We start from the raw sequence: 18,816 nt of genomic DNA on the forward strand, positions 1-18,816 counted from the left end.
GCAGTTGGATTATTTTATGGAGGGAGAAATGGAAAACTCCGTGGAGTTATGAAGTTTACCTCTGTATTTCACCTTTCCTAAGCCAATCTATAAGCGTTTTATCATCAATATTATCAGGTAGTTGTATGCCTTTTTTGCTTAGCTTTTGGCGGAAATTGGTCATGGTGATTTTTGATAACTCATTATTTTCAAATCCAATATTATTTAACAGTTGAACAATAAAAAAGCATTGTTTGGCAGTTGTTTTTGTTGTTACTAGTGAAATAACGGTTGTGTCATTGGGGATATCATCTTGTGTAATCATTGTGATTAATTTAATTAATTTTTCTTTGGTGATAACCATTTTATTAAAATCTAAAGCATCATTGATTGCATTTAAATGAGTGCCTACCTCATCACCTCGGCATTGTCCATTTCGCTGACAAAAGTCACAATAATATTTTACGGGGAGTGGTTTGAAATCAAAATTTGAAAAGTAGGGTTTTATTGGCAGTATAGGCGAAAGATCATCAATGTCAGTCACTAATGCCTTCCATCAGTAATAATCAGGAATCACGAGTGAATTTACAAGTCTTTCATTTTTAGACTGTTTAACAAACTCCGTATATTCTGCTTTATACTTATATAAAAAATCTTTCCAATAATCATCCCAATAAAAGCAAAGTGTTATTTTTTCTTCGCTCCATAATTGTTCCAATGTAGATAATGTCAATTTGGATTTAGTATGATTATGAATTTCATTTAGTGCATCCTTAACTGTATAAATGTCACAGGCAAGATTATATTTTTTCTCATTCTCTATCATGGTAAAACTCCATAATGAATTAAACTGCTCTTAATCCGCGCATTCCATTAGCCATATAGCTTCCCGTTGCCGCAGCCTCAACAAATTCACCCCACCAGCACATAAGTACAATTCTCTTTTCCAGATAGGTACTACGGTTATAGGCTCGACGTACTTCATTTGTGTCAACATGAGCCAAAGCCGCTTCTATCACATCTGGCTCGAATCCCTCTTCGTTTGCTGCGGTACTAAAAATTGCTCGCAGCCCATGTGAAACCAACACGCCCTGATAACCCATGCGGCGAAGGGCGGCGTTGGCGCTCTGGCTGCTCATCGGCAGGGTAGGCTTTTTAAAGCTGGGGAATACATATTCCCGGTGGGCGCTGATGAGCTTCATTGTCTCAAGAACGGCTAACGCCTGCTCACATAGCGGGATAACATGATCCCGACGCATCTTCATGCGACCTGCTGGAATTGTCCAGGTGTTGTCCATTAGATTAATTTCTTCCCACCGGGCTTCGGCTGCTTCAACCGGGCGTGTTACGGTCAGTAGTTGCCACTCGATTAGCAAACGGGTTTGTCGTTCTATGCTTGCGATAGATAGTGTCCGCATTAGCTCGGGTAATTGTTCTGGCCGGATAGTCGGCATATGTTTTTTGACTGGAGTAGGGAAGGCTTTACGGACATTCGTAGCCGTGTTGATTTCGATGAGGCCGCTATTGGCAGCAAAATCCATGACTTCATTGATACGCTGCAACACACGTTTGAGCGTTTCCAGATTACCCCGTGCTTTGATGGGTTCCAGAATAGTTACGAATCGGCGAGCCGTTAGTTCACTAATGGGGGTGTTACCGATGTCCGGGAATACGTACTTTTCCAGAGATCGCCAAATGTCTTTAATGGTGTTGGCGGCAAGGTTCTGGCTCTTCTTCATTTCGTACCAGTCAGTAGCCACTTTCTGGAAGGTATTCCCCCGGAGCAACTCTTTTGCTTCGCGTTGCTGTCGCTGATGATGCTGTGGATCTATATCTCGTACCAGAAGTGCTTTTGCTTGTTCTCGTCGTTCTCTGGCATCAGCTAACGACAATTCTGGATAATTTCCCAGCGTCCAGGTTGTGCGTTTCCCTGTACCTGGTTTGTAGTAACGAATCTGCCATGTTTTCACGCCGGATGGCTTGACGATCAGTATCAACCCGCCGCCATCGGTGAGTGTGATTTCTTTGTCTGTAGCTTTGGCATTTTTTACTTGAGTAGCGGTGAGTGGGGCGGTTTTGATTGCCATAGGACTTGCTCGCTTGGGACTAGAAAATGTTTTGGGACTAGGCTTTTTAGGACTAGCCGCTCTCTAGTCCCAAATCTAGTCCTAAAAAATCCGGATGTAAACGGTCATAACCGATAATTGCAGGCATTAAAAAACCCGCAAACTCAGAGAGAATGCGGGTTTCTAAGGGGTTTCCGTATGTATCCGATACATCCAGAATAAAGATTTGGTCGGCACGAGAGGATTTGAACCTCCGACCCCCGACACCCCATGACGGTGCGCTACCAGGCTGCGCTACGTGCCGACGCTATGGCTGCTAATACTACTGCTTTCCACGGCGAATGCAAGAGAATGCCTTGCTAACTGATTTATAATTAATCAGTTAGCGATAAATCGTTTCTCATCCGTCAGGACCTGTAGCAGCAGACTTAGCTGTGGTTTCTGGTCTTTAATTTTCTCACCGCGCAAATCATAGGTCTGATAACTACCGTTGTTATTGAGCACCAGCGTCATCTCTGGGGTGGTAATCGCCATCGTATTGCTGTCGGCTGCCGTTACCCAATAGTGGCGGCGCGTGGCATTGAACAGATCCTGACCCTGCGAATACTCATTTGCTGGCGTGCTGACGTGGAGCAGACGCTGCATCAGCGTGGTCATCAGGTCAGTATGATCGGTCAGGCTATTGATGCGCTGAGCGGGTGTACCCGGCCAGTGAATCACCAGCGGTACCTGGAGATGGCCGCGCGACCAGTCGAAGCGATTCTCATCCTGCGACAGCGGCACACCCCGGCCGGCGGTAATAATAACCACCGTATTGTTCAGCTTACCGGAGTCTCGCAGGGCGCCCAGGACGCGGTTAATGTTCGCATCTACGTCTTGCGCGGCGATGGCGTAGTGTTTAGCAAAATTCTTCTGGTTGCTGTCATCAATGTTGGTCCCGTTAAAGGAGACCCATGAGAACCAGCGGTTATCTTCCTGCGCGTAGCGGCCCAGCCAGTTGATCCATTGATTCGCCGTTTGCTCATCAGACTGCGTTTGTACGCTCGGCATGGAGAAATCTGACAGCAGCGCCTGACGATATAGTGGGCTGGTAAAGCCATCAGAGGAGAATAACCCCAGTTGATAACCTTGTTGGTTCAGCGCTGAGATCAGTGCAGCAGGCGTTCTGCTCGCCAGAATGCCGTCCATGTAGCTGGGTGACACGCCATAGAACAGGCCAAAAATACCGTTATCAGAGGTATTGCCGGAACTCATATGACGCGTGAAGGAAATATTCTGCCCGGCAAATTCAGCCAGGGCGGGCATCTGTTTTTCAAAGCGCGAGTAGTTCAGGCCGTCTACGGTGATCAGCAGGACGTTCTGACCAGTACCCATATCACGATAGCGCAAATCGCTAAGCGGGTACTGCACAGAGAGCGCTTCCGGATTACCCTGTTCGACCAGGCGGCGCTGATACTCTTGCGCGTCCAGCAAACCATGTTTTTCCAGAAACTTACGCGCGGTCATTGGGTAAGACAGCGGCAGGTTTGCGCGCTGCATGGTGATCGGGCGGTAGAAATTGGCATCCGCCCAGATGTACACCACATGCGAGGCAATGAATGATACGAAAAAGAAGGCGGCTAAGGGTTTCGCGAAATGACGGCGACGCGTCAGACTGCGCAGCTTTTGCCAGCTCCAGGTCGCAAACAGCATTTCTATCAGCAGAATCACCGGCACGCTGATGAACATCAGTTGCCAGTCACGCGCCGTTTCGTTCTGGTCAGGGTTAATGACCAGCTCCCAGACAATGGGATTGAGATGCAGGTGGAAGCGGGTGAAAACCTCGCTGTCTATCAACAGCAGCGTCATACCCACTGTCGCCAGGATGGCTGATAAGAATCGCATCAGCCTCTGGGACATGACGATAAACGTCAGGGGAAACAGGATCAGCAGATAGGCGGCAAACACCAGGAAGCTAAAATGCCCGACAACGCTCAGGTAAGAATAAACACGACCTGCAAGCGTTGTCGGCCAGTCTGCGACAAACAGGTAACGGCTACCAAGCACCATGGCCAACAGAATGTTGAACAGGGCGAACCAGTGCCCCCAGCTAACCATCTGGGAGACTTTCTCACGGTAGCGCTGACGATGAGTTACCATAAACTGTTGTTCGTTTCCCCGGAGCAGGCTCTTAGTGCGCTTGGTCGTCGTTTACCGAAGACTGCAATGCGCGGGCAAATGAATTCGCAATCGCCTGGCGTTGAGCCGGTGCGATGCTTGTATTGATAAGGTTAGTGACCATGTTTCCCAGAACCATCAGGGAAAGATCGGTCGGCGCCTTATGTTTTTCCAGTACGTTGAGCATTTCATTCAGCAATTGTTCAACGTGTTCGTCACTATAGCGGGAAATTTGTGGCATAAATCGAAATCAGTCTGTTCATGAAAGGGCAACATATTACCGTAGCGACAGTTTTTTTTCTGCTTTTTTATCTTCTATTGCGTCACTGCCCGGCAGGTGGTTGAATACCGCCCGGTCTTAAAGGAGAGTTTATCATGAGTCTGGATATCAACCAGATTGCCCTGCACCAGCTTATCAAGCGTGATGAGCAGAACCTTGAGCTGGTCTTGCGCGATTCATTACTGGAACCGACAGCAACCGTTGTCGAGATGATGGCTGAGCTGCATCGGGTATATAGCGCTAAGAATAAAGCGTATGGCCTGTTTAGCGAAGAGAGCGAACTGGCGCAAACGCTACGTTTGCAGCGTCAGGGCGAAGAGGATTTTCTGGCGTTCAGCCGTGCCGCAACGGGGCGTCTGCGCGACGAACTGGCGAAATATCCGTTTGCCGACGGCGGTATTGTGTTGTTCTGCCATTACCGCTATCTGGCGGTAGAGTATTTGCTGGTTGCGGTGCTGAACAATTTAAGCAGTATGCGCGTGAATGAAAACCTGGATATCAACCCAACGCACTATCTGGATATCAATCATGCGGACATCGTGGCGCGTATTGATTTAACCGAATGGGAAACTAACCCGGAGTCCACGCGGTATCTGACTTTCCTGAAAGGGCGGGTAGGGCGCAAAGTTGCCGATTTCTTTATGGATTTCCTCGGTGCCAGCGAAGGACTGAATGCCAAAGCGCAAAACCGTGGCCTGCTGCAGGCGGTCGATGACTTCACCGCCGAAGCTCAGTTGGATAAAGCTGAACGCCAGAATGTGCGTCAGCAGGTATATAGCTACTGCAACGAGCAGCTTCAGGCCGGTGAAGAGATTGAGCTGGAATCCTTGTCAAAAGAGCTTTCTGGCGTCAGCGAAGTTAGCTTCAGTGAATTTACCGCTGATAAAGGCTATGAGCTGGAGGAGACTTTCCCGGCAGATCGCAGCACGCTGCGTCAGTTAACCAAATTTGCCGGAAGCGGCGGTGGGTTAACGATAAACTTCGACGCCATGCTGCTGGGCGAACGTATTTTCTGGGATCCGGCAACGGACACCTTAACCATCAAAGGTACGCCGCCTAACCTGCGCGATCAGCTACAGCGTCGCACGTCGGGCGGGAAGTAAAACGTTAATGCCGGATGGCGGCGTAAAGCCTTATCCGGCCTACAGATAAGCCCCATAAAAAAACCCCGCCGAGGCGGGGTTTTTCTTCAACTTGTTGGCGATTACGCGCGTACGAAGTCGATGTGAGCCAGTTTCGGCTTGAACGGGTGACGCTGTACAGCCTGAGCTTTAACTTTAACTTCTTTACCGTCAACAACGATGGTCAGAACTTCGCTGTAAAATTCAGCTTTAGCTTGCATGTTCATGATTGAATCGTGGTCCAGTTCGATAGCAATCGGGGCTTCTGCGCCACCGTAGATGATTGCCGGGAACTTGTTAGCGGTACGCAGGCGGCGGCTCGCACCCTTACCCTGCTCTTTACGTACTTCAGCGTTGATAGTAAACATTTAAATCTCTCTTTAATAATTCCTGCTACAGGCGACCCAGCAACAGGTAAGTGATCTGCTTTGCGTATGCAAAAGCGGGCGAGATTCTATCCTCAAATGGCGGGTACATCAATCAAAAGTACGATTAACCGCGTAATTCATGTGCCCGTCGGAAGCGACCTTCATAATCGAAGACCTTTTCACGTACCTGCCAGTACTGACCTTTCATGCGTGCGACGACAAAATCGGGATGGCGTAACAGCGCCTGCTGCGCCAGGATATCGGCGGCGGTTATCCAGCGTAAAGGGATCCCAGGCGTTCGGGTGTGCGGACGAATAAACAGTTGTTCAAATGCAGTGCGCTGCGCGGGCGTGTGCAAACGAAAGCGTTCGCTGACGTCGGCCCCATCCTCGTCATAATAGGTAATTTTCAGCCATTCGCCTTTGTCATCCTGACCATGCTGTAACGCCATGCCGCTACAGCGCAGTACCAGCGCATCCTTGAGTCTGAGCGCCGCTTTCAGCATATCGTCCGGGTCCACCAGCACGGTATCGCATTCCCGACAGCGGCGAGCGGCAATGTCGTTTTCTGCATTGCACTGCGGACAGTTTTTAAAACGAAAGCGAAAATCACACTGTTCGCGATGACCGTCGTCATCTTCAAACCATCCCTGGCAGCGGCGACCAAAGTGTTCGATAAGCGTACCATCGGCCGCAGTCTTTCCCCAGAAGGTGTTAGCAAACCCGCAGGCAGGGCAGAATACCTGCACCGGGACGTTGTCGCTTTTCCCTTTTGGCGCGCCGACTTCCGGGGCGTACAGATCGTGAGGATTACCTGCGTAGTCGAGGATCAGGCAATCTGTTTTTCCCGGCGCAAGGCGCAGGCCACGTCCGACGATTTGTTGGTAAAGGCTGACTGACTCGGTAGGACGCAGAATGGCGATGAGATCGACGTGCGGGGCATCGAAGCCGGTCGTCAATACGGCCACGTTGACCAGATAGCGAAAACGCTGGACTTTGAAGTCTTCAATCAACACATCCCGCTCGGCGCCAGGCGTGTCACCGGTGATAAGCGCGGCATCATCAGCAGGCAGCAGGCCAACAATCTCTTTGGCGTGCTCCACGGTAGCGGCGAAAATCATGACGCCTTTTCGCGTCCCGGCAAATTCGACAATCTGGCTGATGATGTGCGGGGTTATGCGCTGCTGTTTTTTCAGCTCATGGTTAAGGTCGGCTTCGCTAAACAAACCATTACTCTGTGCCTGCAGGCGGCTGAAGTCATACTGGACGACCGGCATGTCGAGACGCTCCGGCGGCGTCAGATAGCCGTGCTTAATCATGTAGCGCAGTGGCAACTCGTAAATACAGTCGCGAAATAGCGCTTTTTCATCGCCGCGTACCATGCCGTGATAATGAAAATGGTAAATCCAGCCTTTGCCGAGGCGAAAAGGCGTGGCGGTAAGCCCGAGCAGGCGTAAGTGGGGATTTACTTTGGTCAGGTGAGTCAGGATTTGTTGATACTGGCTGTCTTCGTCGTCGCCAATACGATGACATTCATCGACGATGAGCAGGGAAAATTCTCCCTGAAACGCGTCCAGATTACGTGCTACCGACTGTACGCTACCGAAAACCACTTTCCCGTGGCTCTCTTTTTTCTTCAGACCGGCGGCAAAAATATCGGCCTCCAGCCCCAGTGCGCAGTATTTGGCATGGTTCTGCGCGACCAGTTCTTTTACATGCGCGAGCACTAATACACGTCCACGCGCCACGCGTGCCAGTTCGGCAATGACCAGGCTTTTACCTGCACCGGTTGGCAGAACGATGACCGCGGGCGTGCGGTGGTGGCGAAAATGGTTGAGCGTGGCATCCACGGCTTCTTTTTGGTAAGGACGAAGTGTAAAAGTCATGGTCTCACTATGGTAAGCAATAACAACGAATAGTATGCCACGAATCTTTTTCCCTTGAGGGAAGTTGTTAGCCCGCTATACTGAGCGGAAAACGGCTCCACTTTTCGGGCATAACGCTCGATTTCCGTATTGTTACAGGCAAAATCACACTCATGCGACTTGATAAATTTATCGCTCAGCAACTCGGCGTCAGCCGCGCTATTGCCGGGCGTGAAATCCGTGGTAACCGTGTTACCGTCGATGGCGAAATCGTCAGAAATTCCGCGTTTAAACTGTTACCAGAACATGACGTCGAATACGACGGCAATTCACTGGCTCAGCAAAATGGCCCACGCTATTTTATGCTCAACAAACCTCAGGGCTATGTGTGCTCAACGGACGATCCGGATCATCCGACGGTGCTCTATTTCCTTGATGAGCCTGTGGCGCACAAGCTGCATGCGGCAGGGCGTCTGGATATCGACACCACCGGACTGGTACTGATGACCGACGATGGTCAGTGGTCGCACCGCATCACCTCACCGCGCCACCATTGTGAAAAAACCTATCTGGTGACGCTTGAGTTGCCGGTGGCGGAAGATACCGCCGAACAGTTTACCCGTGGTGTACAGTTGCATAACGAGAAAGATCTGACCAAACCGGCGGTGCTGGAAATAATTACACCTACGCAGGTGCGTTTGACCATCAGCGAAGGGCGCTATCATCAGGTTAAGCGTATGTTTGCCGCCGTGGGCAACCACGTTGTGGAGCTGCACCGTGAGCGAATCGGTGCCATCAAGCTTGATGACTGCCTCGCGCCCGGTGAGTACCGTCCTTTGACCGAAGAAGAAATCGCCAGCGTTAACTTAACCCCGCGTTAATTTCAGGAGCTAAATGTGACCACCCGGCAGAACTCTTCAATTGCCATTGTTTTTATCCTTGGCTTGTTGGCCATGTTAATGCCGTTGTCGATTGATATGTATCTTCCGGCGCTGCCGGTGATCTCCGCTCAGTTTGGTGTGCCTGCGGGTAGTGCGCAAATGACCCTCAGTACTTATATTCTGGGGTTTGCGGTGGGGCAGCTGATCTACGGCCCTATGGCAGACAGCATCGGGCGCAAGCCGGTGATTCTGGGTGGAACGCTGGTGTTTGCAGCGGCGGCAGTCGCCTGCGCGCTGGCGCAAACTATCGATCAATTGATTACTATGCGTTTCTTTCACGGCCTGGCGGCTGCGGCGGCAAGCGTGGTGATCAACGCCCTGATGCGTGATATTTATCCGAAGGAAGAGTTTTCACGCATGATGTCCTTCGTCATGCTGGTCACGACAATTGCGCCGCTGCTGGCGCCGATTGTCGGGGGATGGGTGCTGGTATGGTTTAGCTGGCACTACATCTTTTGGATCCTGGCCGTGGCGGCGATCCTGGCTTCGGTGATGATCTTTACGCTTATCAAAGAGACCTTACCCGTTGAGCGACGTCAGCCGTTTCGTTTGCGTACCACGATAGGCAATTTCGCCTCGCTGTTTCGCCATAAACGCGTATTGAGTTATATGCTGGCCAGCGGGTTTAGCTTTGCCGGAATGTTCTCGTTTCTCAGCGCCGGTCCCTTTGTCTACATTGAGATCAACCATGTTTCGCCGCAGAATTTCGGCTATTACTTTGCGCTGAACATCGTTTTCCTGTTTGTGATGACCATTATCAACAGCCGCTTTGTTCGTCGGGTTGGGGCATTGAATATGTTCCGTACCGGGCTGTGGATCCAGTTTGTGATGGCGGGCTGGATGGTATTTAGCGCGTTGTTCGGGGTGGGTTTCTGGGCACTGGTGGTTGGCGTTGCGGCGTTTGTCGGATGCGTGTCGATGGTGTCATCTAACGCGATGGCGGTGATCCTCGATGAGTTTCCGCATATGGCCGGAACGGCGTCATCGCTGGCGGGAACCTTCCGTTTTGGCATTGGCGCGATTGTTGGCGCACTGCTGTCACTGGCGACCTTTAACTCGGCCTGGCCGATGATCTGGACGATTGCATTTTGTGCGACCTGTTCAATTCTTTTCTATCTCTACGCAAGCCGTGCCAAAAAACGGTGATCTAATACACAACCTGGAGGCCATAAGGCTTCCAGAGTTGATGTACATCAACCTCAAATCTATCATTCTCCCCAGTAATGTTTATTTTATGTAAAATCAATTTATGTAAAAAGTCACATCATTGTAGTTAAAAAGGTTGAGTTAGATCGCAGAAACGCGTACATATAGCCCGGAAAACTGCCAGAACCGTTGAATAAATTTAAATACTGGGTTCGGAAAGCGGCATAAGGACAGGGTGTAAACGTTTACGAACTGTATAAAGACGTATTGTCAATGATGTGTTAATATTGATGTAAAATAATTGTGAAGTGATTGTACTTCCAGGGAAAGAAAGTGATGACATTACAACTCTCAATCGTTCATCGTCTGCCGCAGTGTTATCGCTGGTCGGTGGGTTTCGCAGGTTCAAAAGTTGAACCGATTCCGCAAAATGGTCAGAGCAATGAGAACAGCCTGGTGGCCCTCAAATTGCTCAGCCCGGACGGTGACAGCGCGTGGTCGGTGATGCATAAACTCAGCCAGGCGTTGAGCGACATTGAAGTCCCGTGTTCCGTGCTGGAATGCGAAGGGGAGCCGTGTCTGTTTGTGAACCGTCAGGATGAATTTGCGGCAACCTGCAGACTGAAAAATTTCGGCGTAGCCATCGCAGAACCTTTTTCAAACAACAACCCATTTTGAGCGTCAGCTTAGCGCGAGCAGCTGACGCGTATAGGCCTGCTGTGGCGCGTTAAATACGTGCTCGCATTGCCCCTGCTCCACGACCTCTCCCTGCCGTAGCACAATAACCTGATGGCATAACGCGCGTACCACATGCAAATCGTGGCTGATGAAAATATAAGCCAGGCGATGTTTTTGTTGTAATGACTTAAGCAACGTCAGGATTTGCGCCTGTACGGTTCTGTCGAGTGACGACGTTGGTTCATCCAGAATAATCAGCGATGGTTTTAAAATCAGCGCTCTGGCAATGGCAATACGTTGACGCTGGCCACCGGAAAACTCCGCAGGGTAACGATGCCGCGTTTCGCTATCCAGACCCACTTCTGCCATCACTGCTTTTACCTGCGCTTCGCGTTGTTCGGCGGACAGCGCTGGTTGGTGAACGCGTAATCCCTCTTCAATAATCTGTAACACGCTCAGACGCGGGTTCAGCGACGAGTTAGGGTCCTGAAAGACAACCTGAATGCGGTGGCGCACCGGCAACAGCTGGCGACGGTTTAAGCTATGCAGTACCAGGCCGTCGAATACAATGCGGCCTTGTGAGGCGATGAGCCTCAGCAGCGCCAGACCGGTAGTACTTTTTCCCGAGCCTGATTCGCCGACCAGGCCCAACGTTTCCCCCGGCTTTAACGTAAAGCTGACGTTGTTGACCACTACGTTATGGTCCACCACGCGCTTAAGAAGCCCTTTACGGATGGGAAAAGCGACGCGCAGTTGCTCCACTTCCAGCAAGGGCGATTGTCCGGTGGGTAAAGGCACCGGATCGCCAGAAGGTTCACTGTTTAATAATTTCTGCGTGTAGGGATGCGTTGGCGCAGAGAGCAGCAGCGCGGCACGATTTTGCTCAACGCACTGACCGTTTTGCATCACCGCAACGGTGTCCGCCAGCTTTTTCACGATACTGAGATTATGGGTGATGAACAGCAGGCCCATATTCAGCTCGCGCTGGAGTTCGCGCAGCAGTTGTAAGATTTGCGCCTGCACGGAAACATCCAGCGCGGTGGTGGGTTCGTCAGCGATCAGCAGTTCAGGGCGCGTGAGCAGCGCCATGGCGATCATCACGCGCTGGCGTTCGCCGCCGGAAAGCTGGTGCGGATAATCTGCCAGGCGTTTGGCGGCCTGACGGATCCCGACGCGATCCAGACAGGTTAATATCTCTGCCCGTGCGGCTTCCCGACGCATTCCCCGATGCAGCGACAGCACCTCATAGAGTTGTTTTTCCAGGGTGTGTAGCGGGTTAAGCGATACCATCGGCTCCTGGAAAATCATGGCGATTTTGTTGCCGCGTACGCCGCGTAGCGCTTGTTCGCTGGCATGGAGTAAGGAGTCGCCGTGAAAGCGGATATCACCGGCAAGATAGACCGCAGGAGGTGTGGGCAGCAAACGCAAAATCGAGAGTGCGGTGACGCTTTTTCCCGAGCCAGACTCGCCCACCAGCGCCAGGGTTTGCCCCGCCTCCACGTGCAAAGAAATCGCATTGACCACGGTACGCACGGCTCCCTGCTGGCGAAAACCAACCGATAGATTGTCAATGGCTAACAGAGGTTGCGTCATCTTATACCGCCTTGTTGGGATCAAATGCGTCGCGTACCGCTTCACCAATAAAAATCAGCAGCGATAATAACAGGGCTACCGACACGAAGGCGGTGATCCCAAGCCACGGTGCCTGTAAGTTGTTTTTGCCCTGCAACAGCAACTCTCCCAGCGACGGGGAGCCGAGCGGTAAGCCGAACCCCAGAAAATCCAGCGAGGTGAGTGTGGTGATTGAGCTACATAAAATAAACGGTAAAAAGGTCAGGGTGGCAACCATCGCATTCGGCAGCATGTGGCGCAGGATAATACTGCGATCGCTCACGCCTAGCGCCTGTGCGGCACGAATATAATCAAAGTTTCGCGTACGTAAAAACTCCGCGCGCACCACACCAACCAGGCTCATCCAGCCAAACAGTACCGTAATGGCCAATAGCCACCAGAAGTTGGGTTGGACGACGCTTGAGAGCAAGATTATCAAAAACAGCGTCGGCATGCCGGACCAGACCTCAATGAAACGCTGTCCCCACAGGTCCACTTTTCCGCCGTAATACCCTTGTAGCGCACCGGCCATGACGCCCATGATGCTGGAGCACAGGGTTAACATTAAACCAAACAGGATGGAAATGCGGGTCCCGTAGAGGATGCGCGCCAGTACGTCACCGCCGTTGGCATCCGTCCCCAGCCAGTTTTGTGCAGACGGTGGAGAAGGGAAGGGTGTGTCGGTAGCAAAGTTAATGCTGGTGGCGCCAAAGCGCACTGGCGCCCACAGGATCCACCCCTGGCTTTCAAGACGCTGCTGCAACCACGGATCCTGATAATCAGCTTTGGTGGCTAGCGGGCCGCCGAAGTCGCTTTCACTGTAGTTTTTGACCAATGGGAAATACCAGCTGCCGTCATAGCGCACCAGCAGTGGTTTATCATTGGCAATCAGCTCGGAACACAGGCTGAGACCAAACAGTAGCAAAAAAATCCACAGCGACCAGTAGCCGCGGCGATTATGGCGAAAACGTGCCCAGCGGGCCTGATTGACGGGGCTTAATCGCGACATTAGCGTCCCTCAAAATCAATACGAGGATCGACCAGCGTATAGCTGATATCACTGAGGATATTGAGCAGCAGGCCAATCAGGGTGAAGATATAGAGTGTGCCAAACATCACCGGATAGTCGCGTGACACGGTCGATTCATAGCCCAGCAATCCCAGCCCATTTAGCGAGAACATCACTTCTATCAGCAGTGAGCCGGTAAAAAACATGCTGATAAACGTGGCCGGAAAACCGGCTATCACCAGCAGCATAGCATTGCGAAAAACGTGTTTGCGCAGAATATTTTTCTCACTAACGCCTTTGGCTCGCGCGGTGACGACATACTGTTTGCGAACCTCATCCAGAAAGGAATTTTTGGTTAGCATCGTCAGCGCGGCAAACCCGCCAACCACCGTTGCCAGTACCGGCAGGGTAATATGCCACAGATAGTCGGTGATTTTCTGATACCAGGGCAGGGCGTCAAAATTGGCGGAGACCAGACCACGTAGTGGGAAGAGGTCGTAATAGCTGCCGCCGGCAAAGAAGACGATCAATAAAATGGCAAACAGGAAGGCGGGGATAGCATAGCCGATAATAATGAATGCGCTGCTCCACACGTCAAAGCGGCTGCCGTTATACACCGCTTTGCGGATCCCAAGCGGGATCGACACCAGATAGATGATAAGCGTGCTCCATAATCCCAGCGTGACGGACACGGGCAGGCTGTCTTTGATTAACGTCAGCACCGAGGCGCTGCGAAACAGGCTGTCGCCAAAATCGAAGCGGATGTAGTCCCAGAGCATCTTGAAATACCGTTCGTGAATCGGCTTATCGAAGCCGTAGCGACGGGTGATCTCGGCGATCACTTCCGGATCCAGTCCCCGACCGCCACGATAATTACTGTCGCTAATATTCCCGACGCCGGTTTGCGCGTGGCTGGCACGAACGCCTTCACTGCCTGCGCCCGGCAGTGCCCCGCTTTGCCCGAACTCAATGGCGGCGACGGCCTGTTCGACAGGGCCGCCGGGGGCAATCTGCACAATAAAAAAGTTGATGGTAATGATGGCCCAGAGCGTCGGGATCACCAGCAGCAGACGTCGAATCAGATACGCGCCCATTTATTCTCCCAGTCGTCTGGCGGCGGGAAGTTTTGCCGCTTTGTTGACGTCATACCACCAGTTTTCTATGCCAATGGTATAAATCGGGCGAACGGCTGGCTGCGAAAATTTATCCCACCATGCCAGCCGATCTTCGGCCATAAACCACATCGGCAACATGTAATAATTCCAGGTCAACACCCTGTCCAGCGCCCGCCCCAGCGGGATAAGTTTTTCTTTATTACCCTGTACCGCAATGATCTGGTTAATCAGTTTATCGATGACCGGGCTTTGCACGCCGGGCGCGTTATAGCTGGAATCGATATATTCGGAGGACCACAGTATTTGCAGATCCGAACTTGGCCACGGCATTGCACGATACAGTCTTGGCATCATGTCATAGTCACGGTTGCGCAGGCGGTTAGTGATTTGCGAGTTATCGACCTGGCGGATGTTCATCGTAATACCCAGCCGCTGCAGGTTGTGCTGGAATGGCAACACCCACTGGCTGTTACTGCCAGCTGGAAGCAACAGTTCAAAGGTCAGGGCTTTGCCACTGATGCTGTTGACCCGCTGCTGCCCCTTTAACACCCATCCCGCTTTTTCCAGGAGTGTACTGGCCTTCAGCAGGTTTTCACGATCGTAACCATCGCCTTTTGACGTGGGTGGCTGATAGATTTGGCTGAAGACCTCCGGAGGCAGATCTTTTTTCATCGGAGCAAGTAGCACCAGTTCATCTGCGTCGGGGTAATTTTTGGCGGCATACTCGGTATTCTGGAAATAGCTGTTCGTGCGGCTCCAGGCATTATAAAACAACGCCTTGTTCATCCATTCAAAATCAAAGGCCAGCGTGATTGCTTCACGTACGCGCCGATCGCTGAACACTGGACGCTGAATGTTAAACGCTAACCAGCGCGTATCCTGCGCTGATTCATTTTTTTGTTCTGCTTTGACTATGTAATGTTTAGCGAAGTTCTTGCCGGTGTAACGCGTTGCCCAGTTTTTAGCATCGTTCTCGAGACGCAGGTCAAATGCCCCGGCCTTAAACGCTTCAAAGGCCACGTTATCATCCAGGTAATAGTCGTAGCGGATGGTATCAAAGTTCCAGCGCCCGCGATTAACCGGCAAATTAGCGGCCCAGTAATCTTTGACCCGTGAGTAGACAATATACTGTCCCATTTTCCACTGGGTGATGCGGTAAGGTCCGCTGGCGAGCGGTGGCGATGGTAAAGGATCGCTGAGTTTGTGATCTTTCCAGTATTTCTCTGGCATCACGGGTAATGAAAACAGGCTGAGCATGTCCTCTTTACCTGGCTTGGCTAACTCAATACGTACAGTTAACGGCGCGATCGCTTTGACGGTAGTCCCTTTGTATACCAGACGAAACTGTGGCACACCTTCGGTCATAAATTTGTGGAAGGTAAAGGCGACGTCGCGGGCGGTGATCGGCGACCCATCGTGAAAACGCGCGCGCGGGTTAATAGTGATTTCGACCCATGAATAGTCATCAGCGTAGCGTGCCCTGTCGGCGATGAGCGGGTAATAGCTGCCGGGTTCATCATCGGAAGTGGTAAACAAGGCATCGTAAAGCGATTCGGTGCGAGCGCCGGGGTTGCCGCGCATTGAATAGCGGTTGAAATTATCGAAAGTGCCGATGGATGACAGCGTAATTTGTCCCCCTTTGGGGGCCGCAGGGTTTACATAGTCGAAGTGAGTAAAATTGAACGCGTACTTGGGTTCGCCCAGTACGGAAAACGCATAGCTTTCTTTGATGGACTGAGCCTGAGCGCTAAAACCGATGACGGTGAATAACAGCAGCAGTACGCGAGCGATCATATACAAGTGGTTTCCTTATCTTGTCACTGGCCGGCGGACTTCATGTCCGAGCCCACAAGGATGTGCCGGCTAGTATAGCGCATAGGCGCATCGCACAGTGCGATCACCACTTTGGCATATCGGGTTTAGTCATCCAGCGAACGAAATCAGCCAGCTTTAACGGGCGGCTGATCCAGTACCCCTGGAAAAAATGCACCCCGCGATCGCGTAGCCATCGAGCTTGTTCCAGCGTTTCTACCCCTTCAGCAACCGTCAGCATATTAAGGCGTCTGGAGAGTGTCAACACGGCATCCAGTACCGGCGACGTCAGCGTCTCTGTACCAATGGCATTGATAAAACCGCGATCGATTTTCAGGTAATCGACCGTAAAGCGTTCCAGATAGATAAGTGCACTATGTCCGGTGCCAAAATCATCAATGGCAATTTCGAACCCGGCAGAATGCAGCCATTCAAATAACTTTGTTGCCTCGTGTTGATCGAGCATATCCCGTTCAGTTATTTCCAGCACTATCTGAAAATAGTGTGTGGGTAGAGTGGCGCTCAGAGCCTGAATATCCTCTTTAAAGCTTTCACCGTGCAGGTGCGTTGGCGCGATATTAATCCCCAGTTTTGCGCCTTTGGGGAGCACCTTTTGCAGGGTTGGGGCGTCTCGGGCCACCAGCTTAAAGAGATGCTGCGTGAGCGGCACAATCATTTGCTGTGATTCGGCGTAGTGAATAAATGCATCTGGCGGGATCTCGCCTGTTGTCGGATGACGCCAGCGTAACAGGATTTCTACACCTTTTACCTCCAGTGTTTGCATCTCCACTACCGGCTGATAGACCACATAAAACTGATCGTGTTTGATAGCGGTCAGGATATCTTTTCCGGGACGCAAACGGATAACGTAGATGTAATACCAGAGAAGGAGGGCGGCGATAATCCCCATCATACATCCTAGCATCACGGCATAGCCGACGTCTTTATACGACCATGTATCAGCGTAAAAGCGTACTTCCATCGGGAATTTCGCAAGAGTTGCACTATGCCATGGGGTGTCAGGGAGATCGGTCACGGGGACTAATTGTCTGGAAAATGTCGAGATAGCGGTGTTGTCGACGATGAGTGCCACGCCTTTGAAATCATCCTGTCTGGCGTTATAGAGAAGATAGGGAGCCAGGTTGACATTCAGGGAGGTAAAAACGCCACTGTTTTTCAGTGCCGGATTTCGATACCAAATCATTATTGCCGGTTTATTTGGCATCATTGGCGTGCCGGACTGTAAGTCCATATCGATATTTTTAGTGATATCCAGATTGGGAACCAGCTGCTTGATGGGGGTATCCATTGAACCGGTTGCCGAAGAGCAGAAAGCGATGCCATCTTTTACCAGTAAAAAGGCACGAACGTTCTGACTGAATGCTGCGCTGGAGGTGAGCTGAGCTGAGACTTGCGAACAGTCGTCTTTTATCAGAGGTTGTAGCGTGTTCGTGGTGTTTTCGAGGTCAGCGAAGAAAGTTTCAATATAGTTTTGTATGTTAGATGTTAGCGTTTCGTACTTAGCGTTTCGTTGGTGCCATGACGTGAAAAATTGCAGGCTACTCACGAGTAATGCGACGATTATCCCCGTTAAAACGCAGGTGAGCAGGAGTTTTTGGCCGGAAGAAGAGGTACGTTTGAACATAGGCCCTTAAGTTAACCTGGAGTAACCGCTTAATCTGTAAGAATATAACCTGGAATGACTCATATTGTGAGATTTTTCTTAGTCCGCGACAGAAAGCAGAAAACAAAAAGCACCGCCTAAGCAGTGCTTTTGATTTGTCTCATCAGGATAGCCAAGGGATAGCTGCCAAACGAATTAACTACGGCTCAGAACCCGGCGGGCTTCGTTGTAACGCTTTTTCCAGTAGGGCTCGTTCATACTGGAAATGACAACGCCGCTGCTAGTAGAGGCATGTACGAACTGGTTGTTACCGATATAAATACCGACATGACGGCCCGTAGAGCCAGCACGGAACAGCACCAGATCGCCGGTGCGCAGATTCGTGCGCGAAACGGATTTACCCGTTTCCTGTTGTTCGTAGGTTGAGCGAGGAAGCTCTAAACCAAATTGTTCACGGAATGTACGTTGTACAAAGCTTGAACAATCAATTCCTTTTTTGGTGCTGCCGCCAAGGCGGTAACGCACACCTTTCCAGTCAGCATACTGGTCCATAATACGCGACTTAACATCGATATTACGTACCATGTTTTCAAATTCATCCTGAGAGGCTTGCAGTGAAGAGTTATCTCTATTACCCACAGCATGCGTCTCAGAATGCATATTCTTGGCGGTGTTCGTTGTGCTACATGCAGAAAGCAGAACCGCAACTGCTATCGCGGGTATGCCCCGCAAGATATATCTCAAAATCGGTTGAGATTTGACCATGTTGTTTGTTTTCCCTTGAAGTCCTTAACGATAAATATCGTTATAAAAAATGCCAAACGTGACGAGACTAATTACCCACGCGCGATGAGACAATTCTTTATGGTCAAATCTGTGGCAGAACGCACAAATTTATTCGTAAAGAGAATAATTGTCCCGCGAGGCAAAACGTGTTCGAGATTACCCGATCGCTACAGCCATTGCGAGTGATTTTATGTGATTTCTTATAAGAAAAAGTGATACAGAAAGTGAATAGACGGCATTGGTCAAATTAAGAACAAAC

Annotated in this window: 17 protein-coding genes and 1 tRNA gene; 4 read left to right on the plus strand and 14 right to left on the minus strand. The window is 50.8% G+C overall.

Features of this window, described 5'->3' with window-relative positions; translation table 11 throughout:
• Positions 1 to 55 precede the first annotated feature (55 nt).
• The 6 genes from JQ822_RS13170 to JQ822_RS13195 all read right to left on the minus strand — a co-directional run bounded on the left by JQ822_RS13170 (position 56) and on the right by JQ822_RS13195 (position 4,443).
• Complete coding sequence (locus JQ822_RS13170; RefSeq protein WP_213133828.1) at positions 56 to 523, minus strand: hypothetical protein; 468 nt, start codon at positions 521 to 523, stop codon at positions 56 to 58.
• 12 nt (positions 524 to 535) lie between these two features.
• On the minus strand, positions 536 to 805 hold the full coding sequence (locus JQ822_RS13175) for a hypothetical protein (RefSeq protein WP_213133829.1): 270 nt from the start codon (positions 803 to 805) through the stop codon (positions 536 to 538).
• A gap of 19 nt (positions 806 to 824) precedes the next feature.
• On the minus strand, positions 825 to 2,066 hold the full coding sequence (locus JQ822_RS13180; RefSeq protein ID WP_213133830.1) for an integrase domain-containing protein: 1,242 nt from the start codon (positions 2,064 to 2,066) through the stop codon (positions 825 to 827).
• Positions 2,067 to 2,272: 206 nt separating this feature from the next.
• Positions 2,273 to 2,349, minus strand: a tRNA-Pro gene (locus JQ822_RS13185).
• Positions 2,350 to 2,423: 74 nt separating this feature from the next.
• Positions 2,424 to 4,184 (minus strand): LPS biosynthesis-modulating metalloenzyme YejM, encoded by a 1,761-nt coding sequence (gene yejM / locus JQ822_RS13190; protein ID WP_213133831.1) that lies wholly within the window; start codon positions 4,182 to 4,184, stop codon positions 2,424 to 2,426.
• Between the two features lie 31 nt (positions 4,185 to 4,215).
• Complete coding sequence (locus JQ822_RS13195) at positions 4,216 to 4,443, minus strand: YejL family protein (protein ID WP_003027506.1); 228 nt, start codon at positions 4,441 to 4,443, stop codon at positions 4,216 to 4,218.
• Between the two features lie 134 nt (positions 4,444 to 4,577).
• Here JQ822_RS13195 and yejK point away from each other — a divergent pair, with 134 nt between their 5' ends.
• Positions 4,578 to 5,585, plus strand: coding sequence for a nucleoid-associated protein YejK (gene yejK / locus JQ822_RS13200; RefSeq protein WP_135321258.1), 1,008 nt, complete (start codon positions 4,578 to 4,580; stop codon positions 5,583 to 5,585).
• A 101-nt stretch (positions 5,586 to 5,686) separates the two neighbouring features.
• Here yejK and rplY read toward each other — a convergent pair whose 3' ends face one another.
• Together rplY and JQ822_RS13210 are read right to left on the minus strand one after the other, a co-directional pair.
• Positions 5,687 to 5,971 (minus strand): 50S ribosomal protein L25, encoded by a 285-nt coding sequence (gene rplY / locus JQ822_RS13205; RefSeq protein WP_045445132.1) that lies wholly within the window; start codon positions 5,969 to 5,971, stop codon positions 5,687 to 5,689.
• Between the two features lie 124 nt (positions 5,972 to 6,095).
• Complete coding sequence (locus JQ822_RS13210; RefSeq protein ID WP_213133832.1) at positions 6,096 to 7,856, minus strand: DEAD/DEAH box helicase; 1,761 nt, start codon at positions 7,854 to 7,856, stop codon at positions 6,096 to 6,098.
• A gap of 152 nt (positions 7,857 to 8,008) precedes the next feature.
• On the opposite strand from JQ822_RS13210, the gene rsuA reads away from it, so the two are divergent.
• The 3 genes from rsuA to JQ822_RS13225 all read left to right on the plus strand — a co-directional run bounded on the left by rsuA (position 8,009) and on the right by JQ822_RS13225 (position 10,600).
• Positions 8,009 to 8,716 carry a 16S rRNA pseudouridine(516) synthase RsuA gene (gene rsuA / locus JQ822_RS13215; RefSeq protein ID WP_213133833.1) on the plus strand — a complete coding sequence of 236 codons (708 nt, stop codon included), beginning with the start codon at positions 8,009 to 8,011 and terminating at the stop codon, positions 8,714 to 8,716.
• 15 nt (positions 8,717 to 8,731) lie between these two features.
• The gene (locus JQ822_RS13220) at positions 8,732 to 9,922 is read left to right on the plus strand and encodes a Bcr/CflA family multidrug efflux MFS transporter (RefSeq protein ID WP_213133834.1); all 1,191 of its coding nucleotides are present in this window, start codon (positions 8,732 to 8,734) and stop codon (positions 9,920 to 9,922) included.
• A gap of 333 nt (positions 9,923 to 10,255) precedes the next feature.
• Positions 10,256 to 10,600 (plus strand): YejG family protein, encoded by a 345-nt coding sequence (locus JQ822_RS13225; RefSeq protein ID WP_029139605.1) that lies wholly within the window; start codon positions 10,256 to 10,258, stop codon positions 10,598 to 10,600.
• A 3-nt stretch (positions 10,601 to 10,603) separates the two neighbouring features.
• On the opposite strand, the gene yejF is transcribed toward JQ822_RS13225, so the two are convergent.
• The 6 genes from yejF to mepS form a co-directional block, all read right to left on the minus strand.
• Positions 10,604 to 12,193 carry a microcin C ABC transporter ATP-binding protein YejF gene (yejF, locus tag JQ822_RS13230; protein ID WP_213133835.1) on the minus strand — a complete coding sequence of 530 codons (1,590 nt, stop codon included), beginning with the start codon at positions 12,191 to 12,193 and terminating at the stop codon, positions 10,604 to 10,606.
• 1 nt (position 12,194) lies between these two features.
• Positions 12,195 to 13,220 (minus strand): ABC transporter permease, encoded by a 1,026-nt coding sequence (locus tag JQ822_RS13235; protein WP_213133836.1) that lies wholly within the window; start codon positions 13,218 to 13,220, stop codon positions 12,195 to 12,197.
• Entirely contained in the window at positions 13,220 to 14,314 is a 1,095-nt protein-coding gene (locus JQ822_RS13240) for a microcin C ABC transporter permease YejB (RefSeq protein WP_196210400.1), read from the minus strand. The genes JQ822_RS13235 and JQ822_RS13240 overlap by 1 nt, the downstream gene beginning before the upstream one ends.
• Positions 14,315 to 16,129: an extracellular solute-binding protein gene (locus JQ822_RS13245; RefSeq protein ID WP_213133837.1), complete on the minus strand. Its 1,815-nt coding sequence runs from the start codon at positions 16,127 to 16,129 to the stop codon at positions 14,315 to 14,317.
• A gap of 103 nt (positions 16,130 to 16,232) precedes the next feature.
• A complete protein-coding gene (locus JQ822_RS13250; protein WP_213133838.1) occupies positions 16,233 to 17,792 on the minus strand; it encodes a cyclic di-GMP phosphodiesterase in 1,560 nt (519 codons plus the stop codon).
• Between the two features lie 174 nt (positions 17,793 to 17,966).
• Positions 17,967 to 18,536 (minus strand): bifunctional murein DD-endopeptidase/murein LD-carboxypeptidase, encoded by a 570-nt coding sequence (gene mepS, locus JQ822_RS13255; protein WP_135321267.1) that lies wholly within the window; start codon positions 18,534 to 18,536, stop codon positions 17,967 to 17,969.
• Positions 18,537 to 18,816: the final 280 nt, after the last annotated feature.

The sequence above is a fragment of the Citrobacter sp. FP75 genome (genome assembly GCF_018342065.1).
Classification (GTDB): domain Bacteria; phylum Pseudomonadota; class Gammaproteobacteria; order Enterobacterales; family Enterobacteriaceae; genus Citrobacter.

Coding starts and splice junctions, on each gene's coding strand:
- yejK (WP_135321258.1), top strand. CDS start 4,578: ATGAGTCTGGATATCAACCAGATTGCCCTGCACCAGCTTATCAAGCGT.
- JQ822_RS13175 (WP_213133829.1), bottom strand. CDS start 805: ATGATAGAGAATGAGAAAAAATATAATCTTGCCTGTGACATTTATACA.
- rsuA (WP_213133833.1), top strand. CDS start 8,009: ATGCGACTTGATAAATTTATCGCTCAGCAACTCGGCGTCAGCCGCGCT.
- JQ822_RS13245 (WP_213133837.1), bottom strand. CDS start 16,129: ATGATCGCTCGCGTACTGCTGCTGTTATTCACCGTCATCGGTTTTAGC.
- yejF (WP_213133835.1), bottom strand. CDS start 12,193: ATGACGCAACCTCTGTTAGCCATTGACAATCTATCGGTTGGTTTTCGC.
- JQ822_RS13210 (WP_213133832.1), bottom strand. CDS start 7,856: ATGACTTTTACACTTCGTCCTTACCAAAAAGAAGCCGTGGATGCCACG.
- yejM (WP_213133831.1), bottom strand. CDS start 4,184: ATGGTAACTCATCGTCAGCGCTACCGTGAGAAAGTCTCCCAGATGGTT.
- JQ822_RS13180 (WP_213133830.1), bottom strand. CDS start 2,066: ATGGCAATCAAAACCGCCCCACTCACCGCTACTCAAGTAAAAAATGCC.
- rplY (WP_045445132.1), bottom strand. CDS start 5,971: ATGTTTACTATCAACGCTGAAGTACGTAAAGAGCAGGGTAAGGGTGCG.
- JQ822_RS13240 (WP_196210400.1), bottom strand. CDS start 14,314: ATGGGCGCGTATCTGATTCGACGTCTGCTGCTGGTGATCCCGACGCTC.
- JQ822_RS13195 (WP_003027506.1), bottom strand. CDS start 4,443: ATGCCACAAATTTCCCGCTATAGTGACGAACACGTTGAACAATTGCTG.
- JQ822_RS13235 (WP_213133836.1), bottom strand. CDS start 13,220: ATGTCGCGATTAAGCCCCGTCAATCAGGCCCGCTGGGCACGTTTTCGC.
- JQ822_RS13250 (WP_213133838.1), bottom strand. CDS start 17,792: ATGTTCAAACGTACCTCTTCTTCCGGCCAAAAACTCCTGCTCACCTGC.
- mepS (WP_135321267.1), bottom strand. CDS start 18,536: ATGGTCAAATCTCAACCGATTTTGAGATATATCTTGCGGGGCATACCC.